Source organism: Amycolatopsis alba DSM 44262 (genome assembly GCF_000384215.1).
Taxonomy (GTDB): domain Bacteria; phylum Actinomycetota; class Actinomycetes; order Mycobacteriales; family Pseudonocardiaceae; genus Amycolatopsis; species Amycolatopsis alba.
In genome coordinates this window covers 3,845,614-3,863,994 of record NZ_KB913032.1, presented here as the reverse complement: position 1 = coordinate 3,863,994, position 18,381 = coordinate 3,845,614, and the positions used below count along the sequence as shown (strand labels likewise).

General features: G+C 68.4%; 18 protein-coding genes. 6 read left to right on the top strand and 12 right to left on the bottom strand.

The features are described from left to right. Window positions 1-392: 392 nt before the first annotated feature. The 4 genes from AMYAL_RS0118335 to AMYAL_RS0118320 form a co-directional block, all read right to left on the bottom strand. Window positions 393-1,061, bottom strand: a complete 669-nt coding sequence (locus AMYAL_RS0118335; RefSeq protein ID WP_020632763.1) for a response regulator — start codon at window positions 1,059-1,061, stop codon at window positions 393-395. Then, on the bottom strand, window positions 1,058-2,182 hold the full coding sequence (locus AMYAL_RS0118330) for a sensor histidine kinase (RefSeq protein ID WP_020632762.1): 1,125 nt from the start codon (window positions 2,180-2,182) through the stop codon (window positions 1,058-1,060). The genes AMYAL_RS0118335 and AMYAL_RS0118330 overlap by 4 nt, the downstream gene beginning before the upstream one ends. A 58-nt stretch (window positions 2,183-2,240) precedes the next feature. After that, the gene (locus AMYAL_RS0118325; protein ID WP_245192945.1) at window positions 2,241-3,089 is read right to left on the bottom strand and encodes a hypothetical protein; all 849 of its coding nucleotides are present in this window, start codon (window positions 3,087-3,089) and stop codon (window positions 2,241-2,243) included. 63 nt (window positions 3,090-3,152) lie between these two features. Next, window positions 3,153-3,986, bottom strand: coding sequence for a helix-turn-helix transcriptional regulator (locus AMYAL_RS0118320; RefSeq protein WP_020632760.1), 834 nt, complete (start codon window positions 3,984-3,986; stop codon window positions 3,153-3,155). Window positions 3,987-4,094: 108 nt separating this feature from the next. Between AMYAL_RS0118320 and AMYAL_RS0118315 the strand changes: the two genes are divergently transcribed. From AMYAL_RS0118315 to AMYAL_RS0118305, 3 genes are read left to right on the top strand one after another with little or no spacing between them, the layout of a single operon-like run. Further along, the gene (locus AMYAL_RS0118315) at window positions 4,095-5,525 is read left to right on the top strand and encodes an MFS transporter (protein ID WP_020632759.1); all 1,431 of its coding nucleotides are present in this window, start codon (window positions 4,095-4,097) and stop codon (window positions 5,523-5,525) included. 52 nt (window positions 5,526-5,577) lie between these two features. Next, entirely contained in the window at window positions 5,578-6,096 is a 519-nt protein-coding gene (locus AMYAL_RS0118310) for an RNA polymerase sigma factor (protein ID WP_020632758.1), read from the top strand. Then, entirely contained in the window at window positions 6,089-6,955 is an 867-nt protein-coding gene (locus AMYAL_RS0118305) for a VOC family protein (RefSeq protein ID WP_020632757.1), read from the top strand. Before AMYAL_RS0118310 ends, AMYAL_RS0118305 begins: the two co-directional genes overlap by 8 nt. A 211-nt stretch (window positions 6,956-7,166) precedes the next feature. Here the strand turns inward: AMYAL_RS0118305 and AMYAL_RS0118300 are convergent, their stop codons facing one another. The 3 genes from AMYAL_RS0118300 to AMYAL_RS0118290 are packed head-to-tail and all read right to left on the bottom strand — an operon-like array spanning window position 7,167 to window position 10,576. Beyond that, the gene (locus tag AMYAL_RS0118300) at window positions 7,167-8,930 is read right to left on the bottom strand and encodes a gamma-glutamyltransferase family protein (protein ID WP_020632756.1); all 1,764 of its coding nucleotides are present in this window, start codon (window positions 8,928-8,930) and stop codon (window positions 7,167-7,169) included. Between the two features lie 32 nt (window positions 8,931-8,962). After that, window positions 8,963-9,373 carry a hypothetical protein gene (locus AMYAL_RS0118295; protein ID WP_020632755.1) on the bottom strand — a complete coding sequence of 137 codons (411 nt, stop codon included), beginning with the start codon at window positions 9,371-9,373 and terminating at the stop codon, window positions 8,963-8,965. A 9-nt stretch (window positions 9,374-9,382) separates the two neighbouring features. Continuing rightward, window positions 9,383-10,576, bottom strand: coding sequence for an FAD-dependent monooxygenase (locus AMYAL_RS0118290; protein ID WP_020632754.1), 1,194 nt, complete (start codon window positions 10,574-10,576; stop codon window positions 9,383-9,385). 114 nt (window positions 10,577-10,690) lie between these two features. Between AMYAL_RS0118290 and AMYAL_RS0118285 the strand changes: the two genes are divergently transcribed. Then, the gene (locus AMYAL_RS0118285) at window positions 10,691-11,269 is read left to right on the top strand and encodes a TetR/AcrR family transcriptional regulator (protein ID WP_026467206.1); all 579 of its coding nucleotides are present in this window, start codon (window positions 10,691-10,693) and stop codon (window positions 11,267-11,269) included. 4 nt (window positions 11,270-11,273) lie between these two features. Here AMYAL_RS0118285 and AMYAL_RS0118280 read toward each other — a convergent pair whose 3' ends face one another. Further along, window positions 11,274-12,584, bottom strand: coding sequence for a UDP-glucose dehydrogenase family protein (locus AMYAL_RS0118280; protein WP_084702128.1), 1,311 nt, complete (start codon window positions 12,582-12,584; stop codon window positions 11,274-11,276). Between the two features lie 160 nt (window positions 12,585-12,744). Between AMYAL_RS0118280 and AMYAL_RS0118275 the strand changes: the two genes are divergently transcribed. Further along, window positions 12,745-13,503: an SDR family NAD(P)-dependent oxidoreductase gene (locus AMYAL_RS0118275; RefSeq protein WP_020632751.1), complete on the top strand. Its 759-nt coding sequence runs from the start codon at window positions 12,745-12,747 to the stop codon at window positions 13,501-13,503. 69 nt (window positions 13,504-13,572) lie between these two features. Here AMYAL_RS0118275 and AMYAL_RS0118270 read toward each other — a convergent pair whose 3' ends face one another. From AMYAL_RS0118270 to AMYAL_RS0118260, 3 genes are all read right to left on the bottom strand, one after another. Beyond that, window positions 13,573-14,247, bottom strand: a complete 675-nt coding sequence (locus tag AMYAL_RS0118270) for a class I SAM-dependent methyltransferase (RefSeq protein ID WP_020632750.1) — start codon at window positions 14,245-14,247, stop codon at window positions 13,573-13,575. Window positions 14,248-14,366: 119 nt separating this feature from the next. After that, window positions 14,367-14,993, bottom strand: a complete 627-nt coding sequence (locus tag AMYAL_RS0118265; protein WP_020632749.1) for a PadR family transcriptional regulator — start codon at window positions 14,991-14,993, stop codon at window positions 14,367-14,369. 81 nt (window positions 14,994-15,074) lie between these two features. Next, window positions 15,075-16,757: a TM0106 family RecB-like putative nuclease gene (locus AMYAL_RS0118260; RefSeq protein ID WP_425332238.1), complete on the bottom strand. Its 1,683-nt coding sequence runs from the start codon at window positions 16,755-16,757 to the stop codon at window positions 15,075-15,077. Between the two features lie 54 nt (window positions 16,758-16,811). On the opposite strand from AMYAL_RS0118260, the gene AMYAL_RS0118255 reads away from it, so the two are divergent. After that, window positions 16,812-17,276: a DUF6474 family protein gene (locus AMYAL_RS0118255; protein WP_020632747.1), complete on the top strand. Its 465-nt coding sequence runs from the start codon at window positions 16,812-16,814 to the stop codon at window positions 17,274-17,276. Between the two features lie 145 nt (window positions 17,277-17,421). Here AMYAL_RS0118255 and AMYAL_RS0118250 read toward each other — a convergent pair whose 3' ends face one another. Continuing rightward, window positions 17,422-18,381, bottom strand: a complete 960-nt coding sequence (locus AMYAL_RS0118250; RefSeq protein ID WP_020632746.1) for a glycine betaine ABC transporter substrate-binding protein — start codon at window positions 18,379-18,381, stop codon at window positions 17,422-17,424.

The following is an 18,381-nucleotide window of genomic DNA, read 5'->3' as shown; positions in this document are numbered from 1 at the left end:
ACAACCTTCGTGACCACTGTCCGGGGACCCGTTTCGCGACAGAAAGTGACTGTCATTCCGCGCGGCGATCCGACGAAAAATCACTCACCGTGCACGAAGACAAGAGAGGATTCGACGCGACGCTTCTGGATTCATCAGGAAATCAGGGATAGCAGTACGAACGTATGATTTCGAATCGTCCGCCGGAATGGGACGGGCGCATCACCGGACTCCAGGTGGAGACGAAGATGAGACGACGGCGGCGGCCCGGCAGGTCTTCCGCCCACGTCGACCCAAGCCGTGCATCTGCACGTGCACACTGCCCGATTAACGGAGTGTCAGCGTTACGCTCCACTTGACGACCCCCTGTGACAGTCGCACTTTTTTCGCAATCTCAGCTTTTTGGGGGAACCTCACGGCCGCCGAGGGCTGACCAGGCCGGACTCGTAGGCCAGCACCACCAGCTGCGCCCGGTCACGCGCCCCGATCTTGGTCATGATGCGGCTGACGTGCGTGCGCGCGGTGGCCGTCGAGATCACCAGCTGCGCCGCGATCTCGTCGTTCGACATACCGCCGGCGACCAGGCCGAGGACCTCGCGTTCGCGGTCGGTGATCTCGCGGACGGCGCTCACGTCGATACGGCGGTTCTCCGGCCGGTCGACGAACTCGGCGATCAGCCGCCGGGTCACGGTCGGCGCCAGCAGCGCCTCGCCCGCGGCGACCACCTTCAGCGCCCGCAGCAGCTCCACCGGCTCGGTGTCCTTCAGCAGGAAGCCGCTGGCGCCGGCGCGCAACGCCTCGTAGACGTACTCGTCGACGTCGAAAGTGGTCAGGACCAGGACTTTGACCCCGGCCAGCTCCGGATTCGCGGTGATCCGCCGCGTCGCTTCGAGCCCGTCGACGCCGGGCATCCGGATGTCCATCACCACGATGTCCGGCCGGTGCTCGACGGCGGCCGCGACAGCCTGCTCGCCGTCGCCCGCTTCGGCACAGACGTCGAAGCCGTCTTCGGTCTCCAGCAGCACCCGGAAACCGGCGCGTACCAGCGCCTGGTCGTCGGCGAGGACCACCCGGATCGTCATCGTTCCCCCTCGATGGGCAAGTCCACGCGGACCTGGAAACCGCCGTCCACCACGGACGTCGTGAGTGTGCCGCCCAGCGCGGCCGCCCGTTCGGCCATCCCGCGCAGCCCGTGACCGGGCGCGGGCTCGACGGCGCCACGGCCATCGTCGCGGACGAGCAGGGCCAGCGCACCGGTTTTCCGCTCGAACCTGACGTCGACGCCGCGCGCCTGGTTCGCGTGACGGACCACGTTCGTCAGCGATTCCTGCAGAATCCGGTACGCGGCGCCGTCGACCGGGGCGGGCAGCTCCCCCGGCTCGCCGTCGACACGGACCTCCAGCCCGGCGGCCCGCGCGTGTTCGAACAGCTCGTCGGCCTGGGCGAGACTCGGCGCGGGCGCCTTGTCCTCCCCGGAACGCAGCACGGCCAACGTCGCGCGAAGGTCCTTCAGCGCCGAAGCGCTCGCCTCCTTGATGTTCAGCAACGCCTCTTTTGCCTGTTCGGGGCGCCTGTCGGCGACGTGAGCGGCGACCCCGGCCTGGACGTTGATCATCGCGAGGCTGTGCGCGACGACGTCGTGGACCTCGCGGGCGATGGTGAGCCGCTCCTGCTCGGCCATCCGGTGCCGGTGCTCGTCGGCCTGCTCGCGGCGGGCCCGCGCGGCGGCCATCCCGTTGCGCACCGCCGTCCCGATCCCGACGACCGCGATCACCCAGACGACACCCAGGCCGGCGCGGACGTCGAAGGTGCCGAAGCCGTGCCGGACGAACAGCACGATCCCGGCGGCGACGAGCAGTGACCCGCCGGTGATGCTCGCGACGATCGGCCCCCGGATCTTCGTGAGCATGAACAGCGCGATGGTCGGCAGCACGATCACCGGGCCGCCGGGGTTGTCCGACGCGTAGTAGCCCAAGGTCAGCGCGGAGGTCAGCAGGAAGATCGGCATCGGGTACCGGTGGACCACCAGCAGCGGCAGTGCGGTGGCGATCAGCCAGAGTGCGCCGAACGTGGTCAGCGGTGGCATGTCCGGTTGCCAGCGGGACGCGCCGCTCGTCGTACCGAGGACGAACCCCAGCGGCAGGACCACGCGCAGTACGCGGCCCGCCCAGGGGCTCCACGGATACCGTTCTTTCAGCAGCACAGGACGAAAGCTACCTGGGGTGGAGGCGTACCGCGTCCGTTGAAAAGCGGCTTCTCAGCTACGCCGCGTGCGGTAGCCGTCGCAGGACCGCGGTCATCATCAGCACCCCGCCGATCACTTGGACGGCCAGCACCGGCACGTGCCCGGCGGATCCCATCGTGAACGCGCCGAACAGGCCCCACGCCCCCGAGCCCGCCATCGCCCCGGCGCCGGTCCACACCAGCACCAGCCGCGGCCAGAACCATCCTCGCGACACGGTCGCCAGCGCGATCGCGGCAAGCACGCCGAGCAGGGCGATCACGATGTCCTGGCCGCGGGCCGACAGGCCGCCGGAGCCGAACGCCCAGGTCGTGTGGCCGATCGCGGTGACGAGTGCGGCGGCGATGCCGAGCCCGCCCGCCACGCCGATCGTCCCCGACCGCACGGTGCCGGTGACGACGAACCACCAGCGATCGCGGGCGTAGAGCACGAACGCGGTCAGCAGCAGCACTCCCTGCCAGGCGAATCCGCCGTAGACGACGGCCCAGACCCAGTTCTCCAGCGGCATCTCGGTCAGCTGCGTCTTGGTCAGGTCGGCGACGATCACCGGGAGGTTCAGCACGATCGGCGCGAGCAGTCCGGTGCCGATCCAGATCGGGAACAGGACGAGCGGTGCGGGGATCCGGCGGCCCCAGGAGTAGGTGAACGCCAGCGCGAGCACCACCGCGACGACGTCCATCCCGCCGGTGAGCAGGTTCGCGAAGAGCATCAGATCGGAGTCCACAAAGGACGGATCTCGCAGGCCGAGACTGCCGCCCGTGACCCAGGACGCCTTGAGCGTCAGGTACGGGAGCGTGCCCAGGATCGCGGCGTAGCAGACGATCAGGCGGGAACTGGAGATCTTGGGAGTGGCCATGGCTGCTGTCATGCACTCAGCGTCGGCTTTCACACGACGGAAGAACTCCCTCGTGAGCCTGGTCCGCCTCCCCCGTCAGAAGGAACTGGGCAGTTTCGCCGCGGTTTCCTCGTCCGCCGGGGTGAGCGTGGCCAGGGAGATCTCGGAGCGCCGCCCGAGGTACAGGTACGAGAATTCGAACCGCAGCAGGCCGACGTCCGGATGCAGGTATCGCTTAAGCACGATCCGCTCGGTGGAGACGTCGTGTTCCTTCCACATCCGCTCGAAGACGTCCGACTCCTGACGGAGCCGCTTGACCAGGTTCTTCCACGCGGGTTCGGCGAGGTGTTCGGCCATCGCCGCGCGGAAACCGGCGACCACGCGGGGGATGTTGAGCTCCCAGTCCGGGAGCCGCTGACGCCACGCGGGGTTGGTCAGGCACTGGATCAGGGTGTTGCGGTCCTCGAACGGGATCGCGTCGAGGTCGCCCATCAGCCAGTTGTACGCCCGGTTGTAGGCGAGGATGTCGCAGCGCGCGTTGCGCACGCAGACCGGGAAGGGCTCCAGTTTCGCCATCATCCGGTAGACGTTGTCGCTGAGGAGCTTGCAGTCCTTCTCCAGCGGCGGCTCGGGCGCGCCGGCGAGGGTGAACAGATGCGTGTGCTCGTACGGGTCGAGCCGCAGCGTGCGGGAGATCGCGTCGAGTACCTGCTCGGACGCGTTGATGTCGCGTCCCTGTTCGAGCCACGTGTACCAGGTGACCCCGACCCCGGCCAGCTGCGCGACCTCTTCGCGGCGCAGCCCCGGTGTGCGGCGCCTGCCGCTGATCGGCAGGCCGACCTGGTCCGGGGTGATGCGCTCACGGCGGCTGCGCAGGAAGGCGGCCAGTTCGTGCCGTCGTATGTCGGCCACTCGCGAATCGGTGGTCATGGTCACCTCATCAGGTTCGCAAAGCTCGAAGCCGGTTACCAGGTAGTGCTGGTACCAGGATAAACGCACTCCTGGTACCAGGGTCGGAATCGGTTGATCGTGGTATCCATGACTTCGACGCAAGTTCCGGTGACGCCCACCCGCGTCGCCGCCGGACCGGCCCTGACCTCAGCGGGCCTGTTCACCGTGCTGTTGGGGACGGCACTTCCCCTCATCGATTTCTTCATCGTCAACATCGCCTTGCCCGCGATCAGCTCCGACCTTCGCACCTCTTCGGCCACCTTGGAACTGGTGGTCGCGGCCTACGGGATCGCCTACGCCGTGCTGCTCGTGGTCGGCGGGCGGCTCGGCGACGCCTTCGGCCGCCGCAAGCTGTTCCTGATCGGGCTGGCCTCGTTCACCGTCACTTCCCTGCTCTGCGGGATCGCGCCGACGGCGTTGACGCTGGTACTGGCGAGGGCCGCGCAGGGGGCGGCGGCCGCGCTGATGCTGCCGCAGGTGCTGTCGATCATCCAGGCGACCACGACCGGTGAACGCCGGGCCAAGGCGCTGGGGTTCTACGGTGCGACAGCGGGGCTTTCGATGGTGCTCGGCCAGTTCCTCGGCGGGGCGCTGGTCGCCGCCGATCTCTGGGGCACGGGCTGGCGGCCGATCTTCCTGATCAACGTGCCCGTCGGGATCGTGGGCCTGGTGGTCGCCAGGAAGCTGATCCCGGAGAGCCGCTCGCGGAACCCGATCGGCGTCGACCGTCCTGGCACGGTTTTCCTGGCGATCGCCCTGGTGTCGCTGCTGCTCCCGCTGGCGGAGGGCCCGGTGCTGGGCTGGCCACTGTGGACGGTCGCGCTGCTCGTGGTGTTCCCGTTCGCCGCGGCCGGGTTCGTCCACGTCGAACGCCGGATGGAACGCCAAGGCGGGGTTCCGTTGCTGCCGCCGTCGGTGATGCGGATGCCGAGCGTGCGGCAGGGGCTGCTGGTCGGGGTGCCGTTCTTCATCGGGTTCAGCGCGTTCATGTTCGTCTTCGCGGTGACGCTGCAGGACGGTCTTCACCTCGGCCCGCTGGATTCCGGGCTGGTGACGGCGCCGCTTTCGCTCGCGTTCTTCGGGATGTGCCTGGTCAGCAGCCGTCTGGTGACCAGGTTCGGGCAGCGGGTGGTGGCCGCCGGTCTTTCGATCCAGCTGCTCGGGCTGCTGGTGCTGATCGGCACCGTGCTGATGGGGTGGCCGGAGCTGGGACTGTTCGATTTCGCGCCGGGGATGCTGCTGTGCGGTCTCGGTCAGGGACTCGCGATGACGACGGTGTTCAGGATCGTGTTGTCGAAGGTGCCGACGGAGATCGCGGGGGTCGGCAGCGGAATGCTGACGACGTCGCAGCAGGCCGCGATGGCGCTGGGAGTGGCGACCTTGGGCACGTTGTTCGCGTCCGTCGGGTCGGGATCGCTCGGGATGAAGGGCGCGTTCGTGCTGGTCATCGGGATTCAGGCGGTGCTGACGGTCGGCGTGATCACGGTGGCGCGGCGGCTGCCGGACCCGCGGGTCTAGAAAGTTCGATTTCACCCGTCGGAGTTGTGGCTCCCCGAGCGACGATGGGGATGTGACGGAACCACGGGTGCATCGGGACCCGGCCTTCGCGCTGCTTTCGCTGTACGAGGCGGCGTTGCCGGAGGTCTACGGGTACCTGCTGTCCCGGTGCGGTGATCGCACGCTCGCCGAGGAACTGACGTCCGAGACGTTCCTCGGCGCGGTGCGTGCCTGTCGCAAGGAGTCCGCGCCTCCGGTGAGCACCGGATGGCTGATCGGCGTGGCCCGGCACAAGCTCGCCGATCACTGGCGGCGCAAGGAACGTGAGGAACGCGGGCTGCGGCTCGTCCACGAGGAGGAGTACACCGATCCGTGGGACGAGCGGCTGGACGCCCTCCTGGCGCGCGAGGTGCTCGCGTCGCTCGGGGCGCATCATCAAGCCGCGTTGACACTTCGCTATGTCGACGGCCTTCCGGTCCCGGAGGTCGCCGTCCACCTCGAGCGCACGGTGCACGCCACGGAGGCGTTGCTGGTGCGGGCGCGTGCCGCGTTCCGGCGTGCTTACCGGGAGAAGGAGGGTCGCGATGTCTGATCCATTCGACGCGCTTCGCGCGCCCTCGCAGCCTGTGGACCCCGACCCGCTCTTCGCCGCCGAACTGCGCGACAACCTGCGTCGCGCCGTCTTGAACGGAGCCGATATGACAGCCGAAGTACGCTCTCTGACGCCGTATCTCGTGGTGACCGATGCCCGCGCCGCGCTCGACTTCTATGTCGATGTGCTCGGGGCGCAGCGTCGGGCCGAGCCGATCGTGATGGAGGACGGCCGGGTCGGGCACGCGGAACTGGCGATCGGGGACAGCGTGCTGATGTTCGCGGAAGAGTTCCCGGAACTGGACATCGTCGTGGCGCCCGTCGGTGGCCCGCTGATCCGGGTCGAGGTCGCGGACGTGCGCGCGTCGGCCGCGCGGGCCGTGGAACTGGGCGGGGAGCTGCGGCGTCCCGTCGCGAACGAAGGCCACGGGCTGACCGGGGAGATCAAGGACCCGTACGGTCAGCGGTGGCTTCTCGCACAGGCGGCGCCTCGATCCGCTTCAAGCGCTCTGCCGATCCGGCATGGCGAAGCGAGCTACTTCACCTTCCAGGTTCCGGACGACGCGCGCGCGAAGGCGTTCTACGGCGCCGTTCTCGGCTGGCAGTTTTCGCCCGGCCGGGTCGAAGGTGGTTGGGGTGTCGAAGGTTCCGGCCTGCAGGGCGGGCTCTGGGGCGGCCCTGGGCGGCAGGTGGGCTGGAAGGTCATGTACGCCGTCGACGATCTCGCCGCCGCCCTCGACCGCGTGCGCGCCCAAGGCGGCCAGGCAGGCGAAACCGAACAGCAGCCCTACGGCCTGAGCGCCGACTGCGTGGACGACCAGGGCATCGAATTCTGGCTGTGGGAACAGCCGCGCTCTTGAGTCACTGACCCCACCCCCCACCCGTCCCAGGGGGGCGACCCCGAAGCCAGTCTATCGCCGATGAGGGGTCGGGAGGGGAGCTGAAGGGAGTTGTCCACAGACGGGGGTCATTGTGGACAACTGGGGCACGGGGTGGGAGGACGCCGTGCGCCGTGAAGGCCTCCTTCCCTACCCTCAAGGTAGGGAAGGAGGCCTTCACGGCAGGAGAGCGTCAGCGGCCGGCGGCGTAGCCCTGCATTCCCCGCGCGTTGGCGGCGGCGCGAAGCACACCGCCGGTGCGTGAGACGGCCGAAAGTCGTCCGAGCGACCAAGGTCCGGCGTCGACGACGTCGTGGCCGCGTGCGGCGAGAGCGTCCATTGTGGACTGACCGAGCCGCGATTCGACCACCAGTTCCCGCGGTGTCCACGAGCGCGGATAGAACGAACTCGGGAACGCGGTCGTATGCCACGCGGGCGAGTCGATCGACTCCTGCAGATTCAGCCCGCCGAGCGTGTGCGCCAGCCAGAAACACAGCTGCCACTGGTCCTGCTGGTCCCCGCCGGGCGTCCCGAACGCCAAGACCGGTTCGCCGTCGCGCAGGCCCATCGACGGCGAAAGCGTGATCCGCGGCCGCTTCCGCGGCGCCAGCGAGTTCGGCAATCCCTGTTCCAGCCAGAACATCTGCCCGCGCGAGTCGAGACAGAACCCGAGTTCCGGGATCGTCGGGCTCGACTGCAACCAGCCACCCGACGGCGTCACCGAGATCATGTTCCCCGCCGCGTCGACGACGTCGATGTGCACGGTGTCGCCACGGGTCTCCCCCAGCGGCCCGACCGTCGGCTCCCCTGTCGCGCCGGAGCCGGATTCGAGTCCGCGCAGCTTTTCGAGAATCGCGGGCAGCCGCGGCGAGGGACCACCGGGCCGAAGCTCGGCGGACGCCTCATCGGTGATCAGGGCCCGGCGGGTTTCCGCGTATTCGCGGGAGATCAGCAACTCGACCGGCACGTCAGGCGAGTCCCCGTACCAGGCCTCGCGGTCCGCGAACGCCAGTTTCGCCGCCTCGACGGCCAAGTGCACGGTGCGTTCCGTCGGAATTCCATCCACATAGGACAGTTCGTCGCGCAGGCCGTCCAGCAACCGCGCCTGCTGGAGCAACGCCGGCCCCTGCGTCCAGGCGCCCATCTTCACCAGGCCCCAGCCGCCGAAGTCGACCTGCAGCGCGTCCTCGTACGTCGCTTCCCAGCCCGCGATGTCCTCACCGGTGAGAAGACCGGCGTGATCGCGGCCGGAATCGTCACGGAAAGCCTTGCGGCTGAACGCTTCGATCGCATCGGCGACGAAACCCTGCGACCACGCGCGACGTCCGGCGTCGATCTGCGCCTCACGGCCGCTGACCGACTCGGCCTCGGCGACCAGCCGCTCCCACGTGTCCGCGAGAGCCGGGTTGCGATGCAGTCCTTCGGCGGGCTTGCCCTCCGGCAGCCAGAGCGCCGCGGACGTCGGCCAGTGCTCGGTGAAGAGATCCTGGACCGCGCGGATCGTGTCACCGACCCGGCTGACCAGCGGAATCCCGTTGCGCGCGTACGAGATCGCGTAACCGAGGACGTCGCGCAACGACTTCGTGCCGTGATCCCGCAGGAGCAGCAGCCAGCCGTCCCATGCGCCGGGGACGGTCGCGGGGAGCAGGCCGCTGCCGGGGATCAGATCGAGTCCGAGGTCCGCGAAGTACTCGGGTGTCGCCGCCGCCGGTGAGACTCCCTGGCCCGCGAGGACCCGTGGCGTCCGATCCGTCGCGGTGACGAAGATGCCGGGGACCTGCCCCGCCGGACCGCACAGATGCGGCTCGGCGATCTGCAGGACGAACCCGGCCGCTACCGCCGCGTCGAAGGCGTTGCCGCCGTCTTCCAGCACCGCCATCCCGGTGGCCGAGGCCAGCCAGTGCGTCGATGCCACCATGCCGTGGGTGCCGGCCAGTTCCGGCCTGGTCGTGAACACCAGCCAGATACTACGCCTTGCTAACTACTTTTTCAGTCCCAGCAGCTGAAGAGAACCTGGCCGAGACAGTCGGGCCGCCAGTACTTGACGTCGTAATGGTTCTTCCAGCGCGGCGCCGTGGGGTCGATCGGCGCTTCGAGTTCGGCACGGGAGTACAACCGGTGGCCAGGAAGAAGCTCCCCCAGAACGGCCAGCAATCCCGGCTCGTCGACGAAGGTTATCGTTCCGAAGGTGATGAACGCGTCCGCGATACCGAGGATCTCGTGCCTTCCGTCCTCGTCCCCATCCTGCGTCCACACCACCGCGACGGTTCGGTGCGGATAAGCGATCTCGCCGGTGTCGAAGTTCCGTCCCTGATCGCCTGGTACGAACCGGACGACCTGGCCACGTGTTCGCCGAGCCGCCTCGTGGCAAGCCCGGCGAAACTCCTTCGGATCCGTCACCCACGAAACCTATCCCCGAGTGGCGACCGGAGCGTCATAGTTTTCCAGCGTCGCCGCGTTCGCCGCCCGCGAGGTGATCCACGTGAACACCTTCGTCATCGGCTTCGAACCCAGCACCCGGTACAGGAAGTTCCGGTAGCCCATCACGAACCGCGACGTCGGGATGAGGAACGTGCCGATCCCGGCGGCCTGCTTCTGCGAGACCTTCACCGGTCCGCGCAGTTTCTCCTCGTACCGCGCGAAAGCGACCTCATGATCGCCACGTGCGGCGGCGAGTTCACCGGCCAGGATGTACGCGCCCATCATCGCGAGCCCGGTGCCCGAACCGCCAGGACCCGCACACCAGGCCGCGTCACCGAGCAGCACGACCCGGCCGCGTGACCACTTGTCGAGGTGGATCTGGCTGAGCGAGTCGAAGTACAGCGCGTCGACGTCGCCGAGTCCTTCCAGCAGCGCCGGAACTTCCCAGCCGAAGTCGGCGAACCGCTCGGCGACCAGGCGTTTCTGACCTTCGACATCGCGCCGGTGCACGTCCACCGTGCCGGAAGTGAAGAGAAGACCGACGTTGAGAGCCGAGCCGTCGCGTCCGCTGGCGGCCATCACGGTCCGGCCGGGGACGCTGCAGATCATGCCGAGGTGATCGAGGCCGAGGTGGTTGGGCACGGTGAAGCCCGCGGTGTGGAAACCGAGGTCGGTCCGGAACAGTTCTTCGTCGCCGAACGTCAGCCGCCGGACGCCCGAGTGCAGCCCGTCCGCGCCGACGACCAGGTCGAATACGCGCGGCTCGCCGTGAGCGAAGGTGACATCGACGCCGTCGGCGCGCTCGTCCAGCCCGGTGATCCAGTCGCCGAAGACGTACTCGACGTCGTTCTTCGTGTGGTCGTAAAGGATCCGCGTGAGGTCTCCGCGCTCGATCTCGACCTCGCCACTGAAGAAGACCGACGGCATCTCGGCGACCTTCTTGCCTCGCGGATCGACGACGACCTGCGCGCCCATCGCGGTCTCCTTCGCGCGGATGTCCTCGAGGACCCCCATGCGCTCCAGCAGGGTCATCTGTTCGCCGCGGAAGTCGACCGCGCTGCCGCCTTCGCGCAGGGCCGGGGCGCGCTCGACGACGGTCGGCACGAAGCCGCGCTCGCGGAGCCAGAAGGCGAGGGCCGGACCCGCGATGCCGGCGCCGGAGATCAGAACGGTGGTCGTCATGGCTGCTCCCAGGGGTTTCGTGGTGGCTGGAACGACCGTACGCCAGATTTGCACGCTTGGTCAAGCCGCTTGGTTAAACCAAGTGGATAAACCGCGTGGTCTACGATCTCGGGCATGGGTAATCGCGAAGACCTGATGGCGGGCGCCATCCAGTGCTTGAGGGAAAAAGGCTGGTCACGCACGACGGTGCGCGACATCGCGACAGCGGCCGGGGTCAGCCACGCGGCGATCGGCTACCACTTCGGGTCACGCGAAGCCCTGCTGCTGACGGCGTTCTCGCAGGCGATGGACGACTGGGGCAGGGAAGTCCAGCTGGAGATGAGGAGAGCTGTCGACCCGAACGCCTCGGCGGACGAGCAGTATCGGGCGTCGTGGCGCGCGATGATCGACTCTTACGGGCGCAACCGGCCGCTGTGGATCGCCTCGATCGAGGCGTTCGTACAGTCCGAACATCACCCTGAGCTGCGGAAACAGCTGGCCGCGGCGCAGCGCGAAGGTAGGCGCGGGATGGCGGCGGGCATCCTGGGGGTCGACGAGGACACCCTCACCGAGGCCGACGAGCGCCGGATCGGCGCGGTGGCGACGGCGCTGAACTCGGGCATCATGCTGCAGCACATGCTCGACCCGGAGAACGCTCCGACGGCCGAGGAGGTCGTGGAAGGGCTGCTGCAGCTCGTCTCGCTCGTGTCCTGAACGGTCAGGAGACGGCGACCTTCCGCCGCAGCGCCGCCCGCGGCCGCCCGACTCCCTGCCATGACAGGCCGGCATCCAGGATCCGTTGCGGATCGAGGAGATTGCGGGTGTCGACGACCGAGTCGCCGTCCATCTGCTCGGCCATGTAGGTCCAGTCGAGCCGCTTGAATTCGTCCCATTCCGTCAGCACGACGACCGCGTCAGCCGCCTTCGCGACCTGGTACGGGTCGTCGACCACGGTCATCCCGGCGATCTGGCCGCCGACGGCGGGGTCGTAGGCGGTCAGTTCCGCGCCGAGCGCGCCCAGCACGGAAGCGACCGCGAGAGCGGGCGAGTCGCGCAGGTCGTTCGTCCCGGCCTTGAACGCCAGTCCGAGGACGCCGATCCGCGAACCGGCCAGTGTGCCGCCGACCGCGCCGGCGATCTTCGCGACGATGCGGTCCCGCTGCGCGATGTTCTCCTCGATCGCCGAGGTGAGCAGCGTGAAGTCGTACTGCACCGACTCGGCGACCCTGACCAGCGCGCTGGTGTCCTTCGGCAGGCACGAGCCGCCCCAGCCGGGACCGGGTTTGAGGAACGAGCGGCCGATGCGCCGGTCGTAGCCCATGCCTTCGGTGACCAGGTCGATGTCCGCGCCGAGGCGTTCGCACAGTTCGGCGATCGAGTTCACGTAGGACAGTTTCATCGCGAGGAAGCAGTTCGCCGCGTACTTCACCAGTTCGGCGCTGGCCGCGTCGGCGACGACGACCGGGGCGGCGAGATCGGCGTAGAGCTCGCCGACCCAGCGGGCGGCCGCGACGTCGTCCGAACCGACGACGATCCGGTCGGGACCGAGGAAATCCTCCACCGCGGTGCCCTCGCGCAGGAACTCCGGATTCGACACGACCGGCACGTCCGTGCGGCCGAGCATCGCCTGGATGCGCTTCGACGTCCCCACCGGAACGGTCGATTTGGTGATCAGCGCGCATCCCGCGGGAATGACGTCGCCGATCTCGCTGGTCACGGCTTCGACGGCCCGCAGGTCCGCCGAACCGCCCGCGCCCATCGGCGTCGGCACGCAGAGGAAAACGGCTTCCGCGTCACGAACGGCGTCGCGCGCGCCGACCACGAACTCGAGTCTTCCGCTGGTCAGCCCCCTCGACACCAGCTCGGACAATCCCGGCTCCAGGATGTCCACCCGTCCGGCGGAAAGCCTTGCGACCTTCGCCTGGTCGACATCGACGCAAGTGACTCGATGCCCCAGGCCGGCCAAGCAGGCCCCCGTGGTCAATCCGACGTAACCGGTCCCCACCACCACGATCCGAGCAGTGCTCATGCTGCTGAAGGTGACAGCCGGAGTTGACCTCCGAGAGAACGGAATGCTTCAGGACCGAATACTCCTCACGACATGCCGCCCATCGACGTGAGACAACACACGCGCTACCCCGATGCGAACGAGCGTTAACCTAGACGCGGTTGTCGACGAAAGGGAGAACATGCAGATCACCGATACCGCGGCGCTCGTCACGGGCGGCGCGTCCGGGCTCGGCGGCGCGACCGCGAAGGCGCTCGCGGCGAAGGGCGCGCGGGTGTTCGCACTGGACCTCGCCGGTGCCATCGCCAACGCCGAGCAGGTCGAGGGCGTCACCTACGTCGAGGCCGACGTGACCGACCCGGAGCAGGTACGGGCCGCCGTCGCGACCGCCGCCGAGTCCGGGGTGCCGCTGCGGACCGTGGTGAACTGCGCCGGGATCGGGCCGTCCGCCCGGATCCTGTCGAAGAAGGGCCCGCACGACCTCGCCCTGTACGCGAAGGTCGTCCAGATCAACCTGATCGGCTCCTTCAATGTGCTGACACTGGCCTCCGAGGCCATCGCGAAGACGGAACCGCTGGCCGACAACGCGCGCGGCGTCATCATCAACACCGCGTCGATCGCGGCCTTCGACGGCCAGATCGGGCAGGTGGCGTACTCGTCGTCCAAGGGTGGCATCGTCGGGATGACCCTGCCCGCCGCGCGTGACCTCGCGTCGCACGGGATCCGGGTGCTGACCATCGCGCCGGGCATCGTCGACACCCCGATGCTGGCGACCGTGAGCGACGAGTTCCGCGCTTCGCTCGCCGAGGGCGTCCCGTTCCCGAAGCGGCTCGCGCGGCCGGACGAGTACGCGCAGCTCGCGCTCTCGCTGATCGACCACGACTACCTGAACGGCGAGGTCGTCCGGATGGACGGCTCGCTGCGCATGGCCCCTCGCTGAGCCTTCACCGCATGACTGGAAAGGCCCCTTCATCGCGAAATTCGCGATGAAGGGGCCTTTCATCGCACGTCAGGGACGGGTGAGGCGGACGTCCAGGCTGATACCCGGAGTGGTGATCTCACCGGTCCGGAACGCGGTTTCGGCGACCAGCCCGCTGAAGTCGACGGGCGTGTACGCACGCCGGCGCAGCTGGCCGAACGCCTGCCGCACCCCGAGACTCGCCAGCTTCCCGAGCTTCATGCGCTCGACCTCGCGCACCAGGTCGCCATCGGTCGCGTTCCGGTTCATGTCCTGCACCAAGGCCGTGCCACCCGGCCGCAGCACGCGGTACATCTCGTCGAGCGACTTCACCGGCCAGACGAAGTTCTTGAACGCGGCCTGGCAGACGACGAAGTCGAACGACTCGTCGTCGAACGGCATCCCCGCGACGTCACCCTCGTGGAACGCGACCTCGACGCCTTGGGTTCGCGCGTACTCGCTCGCGATCTCGACGAACGTCGGCGCGACGTCGAGGCCGGTGACCGAGAACCCGAGCCGCGCCAGTTCGACGGCGAAGTAGCCGGGGCCGAAGGCGACCTCGAGGATCTTCGCGCCTTCCGGCAGGTCCGCGGTGAGTTCGCGGGCCTGCTTCCGCCAGAGTTCGATCTGCGGTTCGGTGCCGCGCTGCCGGGCGTAGTTCCGTGCCAGCGCGCCGCCCATCTCCGGCAGGAGCTTGAACCGTTTTCTGTCCTTGATATTCGACATGGTCTCTCCAGGTTGATTCGCCCGGAGCCCGGTTATCCTCAAGATGCCGTCTCGTGGCCGGGTTCCGGTTGCGGGATCGTCGCCCCGGCGGGGTGCTGCAACACCTCGCCGGGGATCTTTCAACTGCCGGTGCTCCCCCTTTCGGCCGGTAGTTCTCCGGTCTCGTGGAAGGTCCGCCATTCGGCGAGACCCGGCATCGAGCCGGAAGTCAGTTCTCCGAGGATCGAGCGGATCCACCCGACCTCGGCCGCCAAGATCGCCAGGCGGTACTCGACCTCGAGCAACATCAGGCGCGGGATCTCTTCGAGGAGCCGCGCGAGTCCCGCTCGATCCGAGGCGATTTCGTCGTCCAGCGCCGTCAGCCTGGCCCGGAGGAGGGCGATCACCTCGTCCGGGCTGAGCCACGCCATCACCGACAACCCGGCGACGAACCGCGGCTCCTCCACCGCGGGTTCGCCGAGGAGTTCGCGCAGCCAGTCGAGCATTTCGTCACGGCCGGCGTCGGTGATCCGGTACACCGTCCGCTCGGGGCGGGCGCCGTCACGGTCGTTCTCGACGGCCTCGATCAAGCCGTGTTTCCGCAGGTTGCCGACGACCGTGTAGAACGACCCCCATTTGATCCCCATGTCGCGGTCCTTGCTGCGGCTCTTCAGGATCGAGGCCAGTTCATACGGATGCGCCGGCTGCTCGTGCAGCGTGGACAGGATCGCCAGCGCCAGCAGGTTCCCGACTTTCCGCCGCTTCACCGCACCTCCTCGTCCACGAGTACTCGTAAGCGAGTATCCGCAGGGGCGCGGGTGATCGCAAGTCTCCCGGCGACCGGGAGATCAGAGGTCGTTCATGTACGGCACGGACGTCTGCGCGCGGTCGGTCATCCAGGTCCGCAACGCGTGCGTCGCCAGGACGTCGTCCTCGTTGTAGCGCAGCAGGCGCTCCCGCTGGGCGTCGTCCGGGACGTCACCGTCCATGCCGACCGCGTCGCGGTACCAGCTCATCGACGCCTCACCACTCGCTTCCGGATCGCGCCAGGCGAAACCGGCGACCGGGGCGATCACCTTGAGCCCCTTGCCGTGCGAGCACAGGAACTGGTCGGTGACGCTGCGGAAGAGGTCGATCCACTCGTCGGAGTCCACAAAGGACGCGATCTCGGCCTTGGTGGGAACGCCGGGGTATTCGCCGAACCTGGACACGGAACCGAAGAGCCAGCGGTTCTCGGCGAGTGCGTTGTAGCAGTAGGCGCGGAAGGTCAGGCCCGCGGCGAGCGTGCGCTCGCGGACTTCGGAGAACCAGGCCCAGAACTCCGCGAACGACCGGGCCTCGTCCGCGGTCGGCAGCGGCTCCCACGTCGCGAAGGCCCGGTAGCCCTGCTCCATCCCGATGTCGGCGCCGGTCAGCAGCGAACCCCACAGGTACGCGCCGGAATCACCGAAGCTCTCCATGTCGACGTCGACCTCGACGTCGCCGCGCGAGACCTCGACGCGGTCGACCTTGCGCACCATCGTGAGATCGGCGAGCCAGGCGCGCGCGAGGATGATCGCGTCGGAGAAGGTGCCGCCGGTCCAGTTCATCGGCGGGGGTTCGTCGGCGGGGTCGAGCGCGGCCAATTTGTCCACTGTGGACACCCCGGCGCGGCGGAGTTCCATCGCGTCCTCGCCGCGGACGACCAGGCTGACGTCGCGGGTTTCGGTGAGCACGACCTCGCACGTCGGCCACCAGGGGCAGCGACGGCATTCGAGGACACGGGACGGTTCGGCGAGCGCCTCCTCGCCCTCGGCGGCCGCGCTCGCGATGGCGAGCCTGTCGGCGAAGCGGCTCTGATACTCCGTCAGCGCGCTTTTCCCGCCCGGCCAGGTGCCCGCGGACAGGTCGTGCCAGACGACGACGTCCGCGTCGAGTCCGATGACGCCGCCGATGGCGCGGTGTCCTTCGTGCTTCCCGAGCGCTTCGAGCATCCGGTAGAGGTGCGCGAGCCGCATCTGGTCCCGCGGCTGCGAACGGACCTTCCGTGCCGCGTCCGGCAGCCGGTTGGCCGGGTCGAGGTCGGTCATCACCGTGGTCGGCGCGCCCGCGCCGCGATCGGTGATGCGGTGCCGCACGACCAGCACCGGCACGTACCCGGCGCCGGTGCGGACCAGGAGTTCGGAGCCGCCACGCCGGTGACCGGCGCGATCCGCCGGGAGCAGCGCGCCCCAGATGTAGCGGGCTTCGGCGGCGAAGGCCTCTTCGGTGAGCTGCACGCGCTCGGCGGCCGGGAGGTCGCGGGCGATCTTGACCCAGCCCGCGTCGGGGCCTGTCGCGTCCATGAGCCGCTGCACGATCGCGTCGCGATGCGCTGACGCGTCGGCGATCCGCTGCTGCGCGGCGGGGTCGGGCGGGGCGAGCGGGACCTCGCGCATCGCCGGGTCGTGTTCCAGGTGCACGCGACGCCGGCAGCGGCTCACCGCTCCCGCGTCCAGTAGCACCTCGTTACTCACGGACAACACTCTAGAAGGCGACCGGCAAGCCGACATGCCCGCCACTTCGGGGACCAGTAAGTTCGTCAGTGACACAGCGTGGGAGGTGCCATGGCGCGCAAGGCCAAAGCCATCGAGGGCGAAGGCAGGATCACCCCGAAGAAGGCGAAGAACGCCGTCGCGGTGGCAAAAGTACTCGGTCCGGCCGTACTGCCGGTCATCGCGCCGTACGCCGTTCGTGCGGCGGGCGCCGCGCGAGAGCTATACGACCGTTATCAGGCGAAGAAGCTCGGCGTCGCCGTCGACCAGCTCGGCGAGTTCAGCGGACGCGGTGCCGCGCTGCACGCGCGGATCGCGGGGCTGACACAGGGGCTCGCGGAGCTGAAGAGGTCCGCGAAGGCGACAGACGCCGACGCGGCCTTCGCGAAGGACACTCAGGGAACGCTGGAGCAGCTTTCGGCGACCGTCCGTGCTTCGGAGCGGATGCCCGCGGCGCGGCGGAAGGCGGCGCACCGGGCAGTGGCCGGGGAGCTGGACCAGCTGGAGGGGAAGCTGCTGCACCGCCTCGGCATCTGACCTGCTCGATCAAGGCGTTGCGACAGCGCCGAGCGTTGCGAAAGTGGCTTTCGCGACACCGCTCTCTGCACTTGGGCGCGGCGCAGCTTCGGTCCAATGCTCGTGAGTGGCTAGGACGGTCAGAACCGTCCTAGCCACTCACGACCTAGCTAATGAAACCTTTCTTCTTCATCCATTCGTAGGCGACTTCGCCCTGGTCACGGCCGTCGACGTCGACCTGCTTGCACAGTTCGATCATCTGCTGGTTGTCCAGGGCCGCGCCGACGGTTTCCAGCGGTCCGCGGATCTCCGGGTGCTGGTTCAGGAATTCCGTCCGCAGCGTCGGTACGGCGTTGTACTGCGGGAACGCCTTCTTGTCGTCTTCGAGGACGCGCAGGTTCAGCCCGGCGATGCGGCCGTCGGTCGTGAAGATCTCGCCGATCGGGCAGGTCCCGCTCGCCACGGCCGAGTAGATCGTGCCGATGCCGAAGTTCTTGATCACCGGGTTCTGGAACCCGTACGCCCGCACGGCGGCGGGGAAACCGTCCTGACGGCTGGTGAATTCGGTCTCCAGGCAGAACACGTTCTGGTCGGGCTTCTGCTTGAGGAACGCCGCCAGATCGGACGTCGTCTTCAGGTTGTTCGCCGCGCCGTAGGCCTCGGTGACCGCGAAGGCGTACTGGTCGTTGAGCGGCGAGTAGTTCAGCCAGGTGACGCCGAACTTCGCTTCGTCTGCCGTCTTCGTGGCTTCGTACTGGGCTTGTTCCCCGCCGGTGACGGGGAGTTCGTTGCCCTGGTAGTTGATCCAGCCGGTGCCGGTGTATTCCCAGGTGACGTCGGTCTGGCCGGCGAGCAGGGCCTGCCGGGACGAGTTCGAGCCCTTGATGTCGGTCAGGTCGACGACGTCCGCGCCCGCCGCGGAAAGCGCCATCTCGGCCAGGTAGCCCAGGATGATGTTCTCGGTGAAGTCCTTCGACCCCACCGTCACCTTGACGCCCTTGAGGGATTCGATGGGCTTGATCGAGCCGGGTTCGATCTTGTACGGCAGCGCGGTGTTGACCTCGAGCCCGCAAGCGGAAAGCGTGCCGCACAACAGGATCGCGCCGAGGATCGCTTTCAGTCGCAT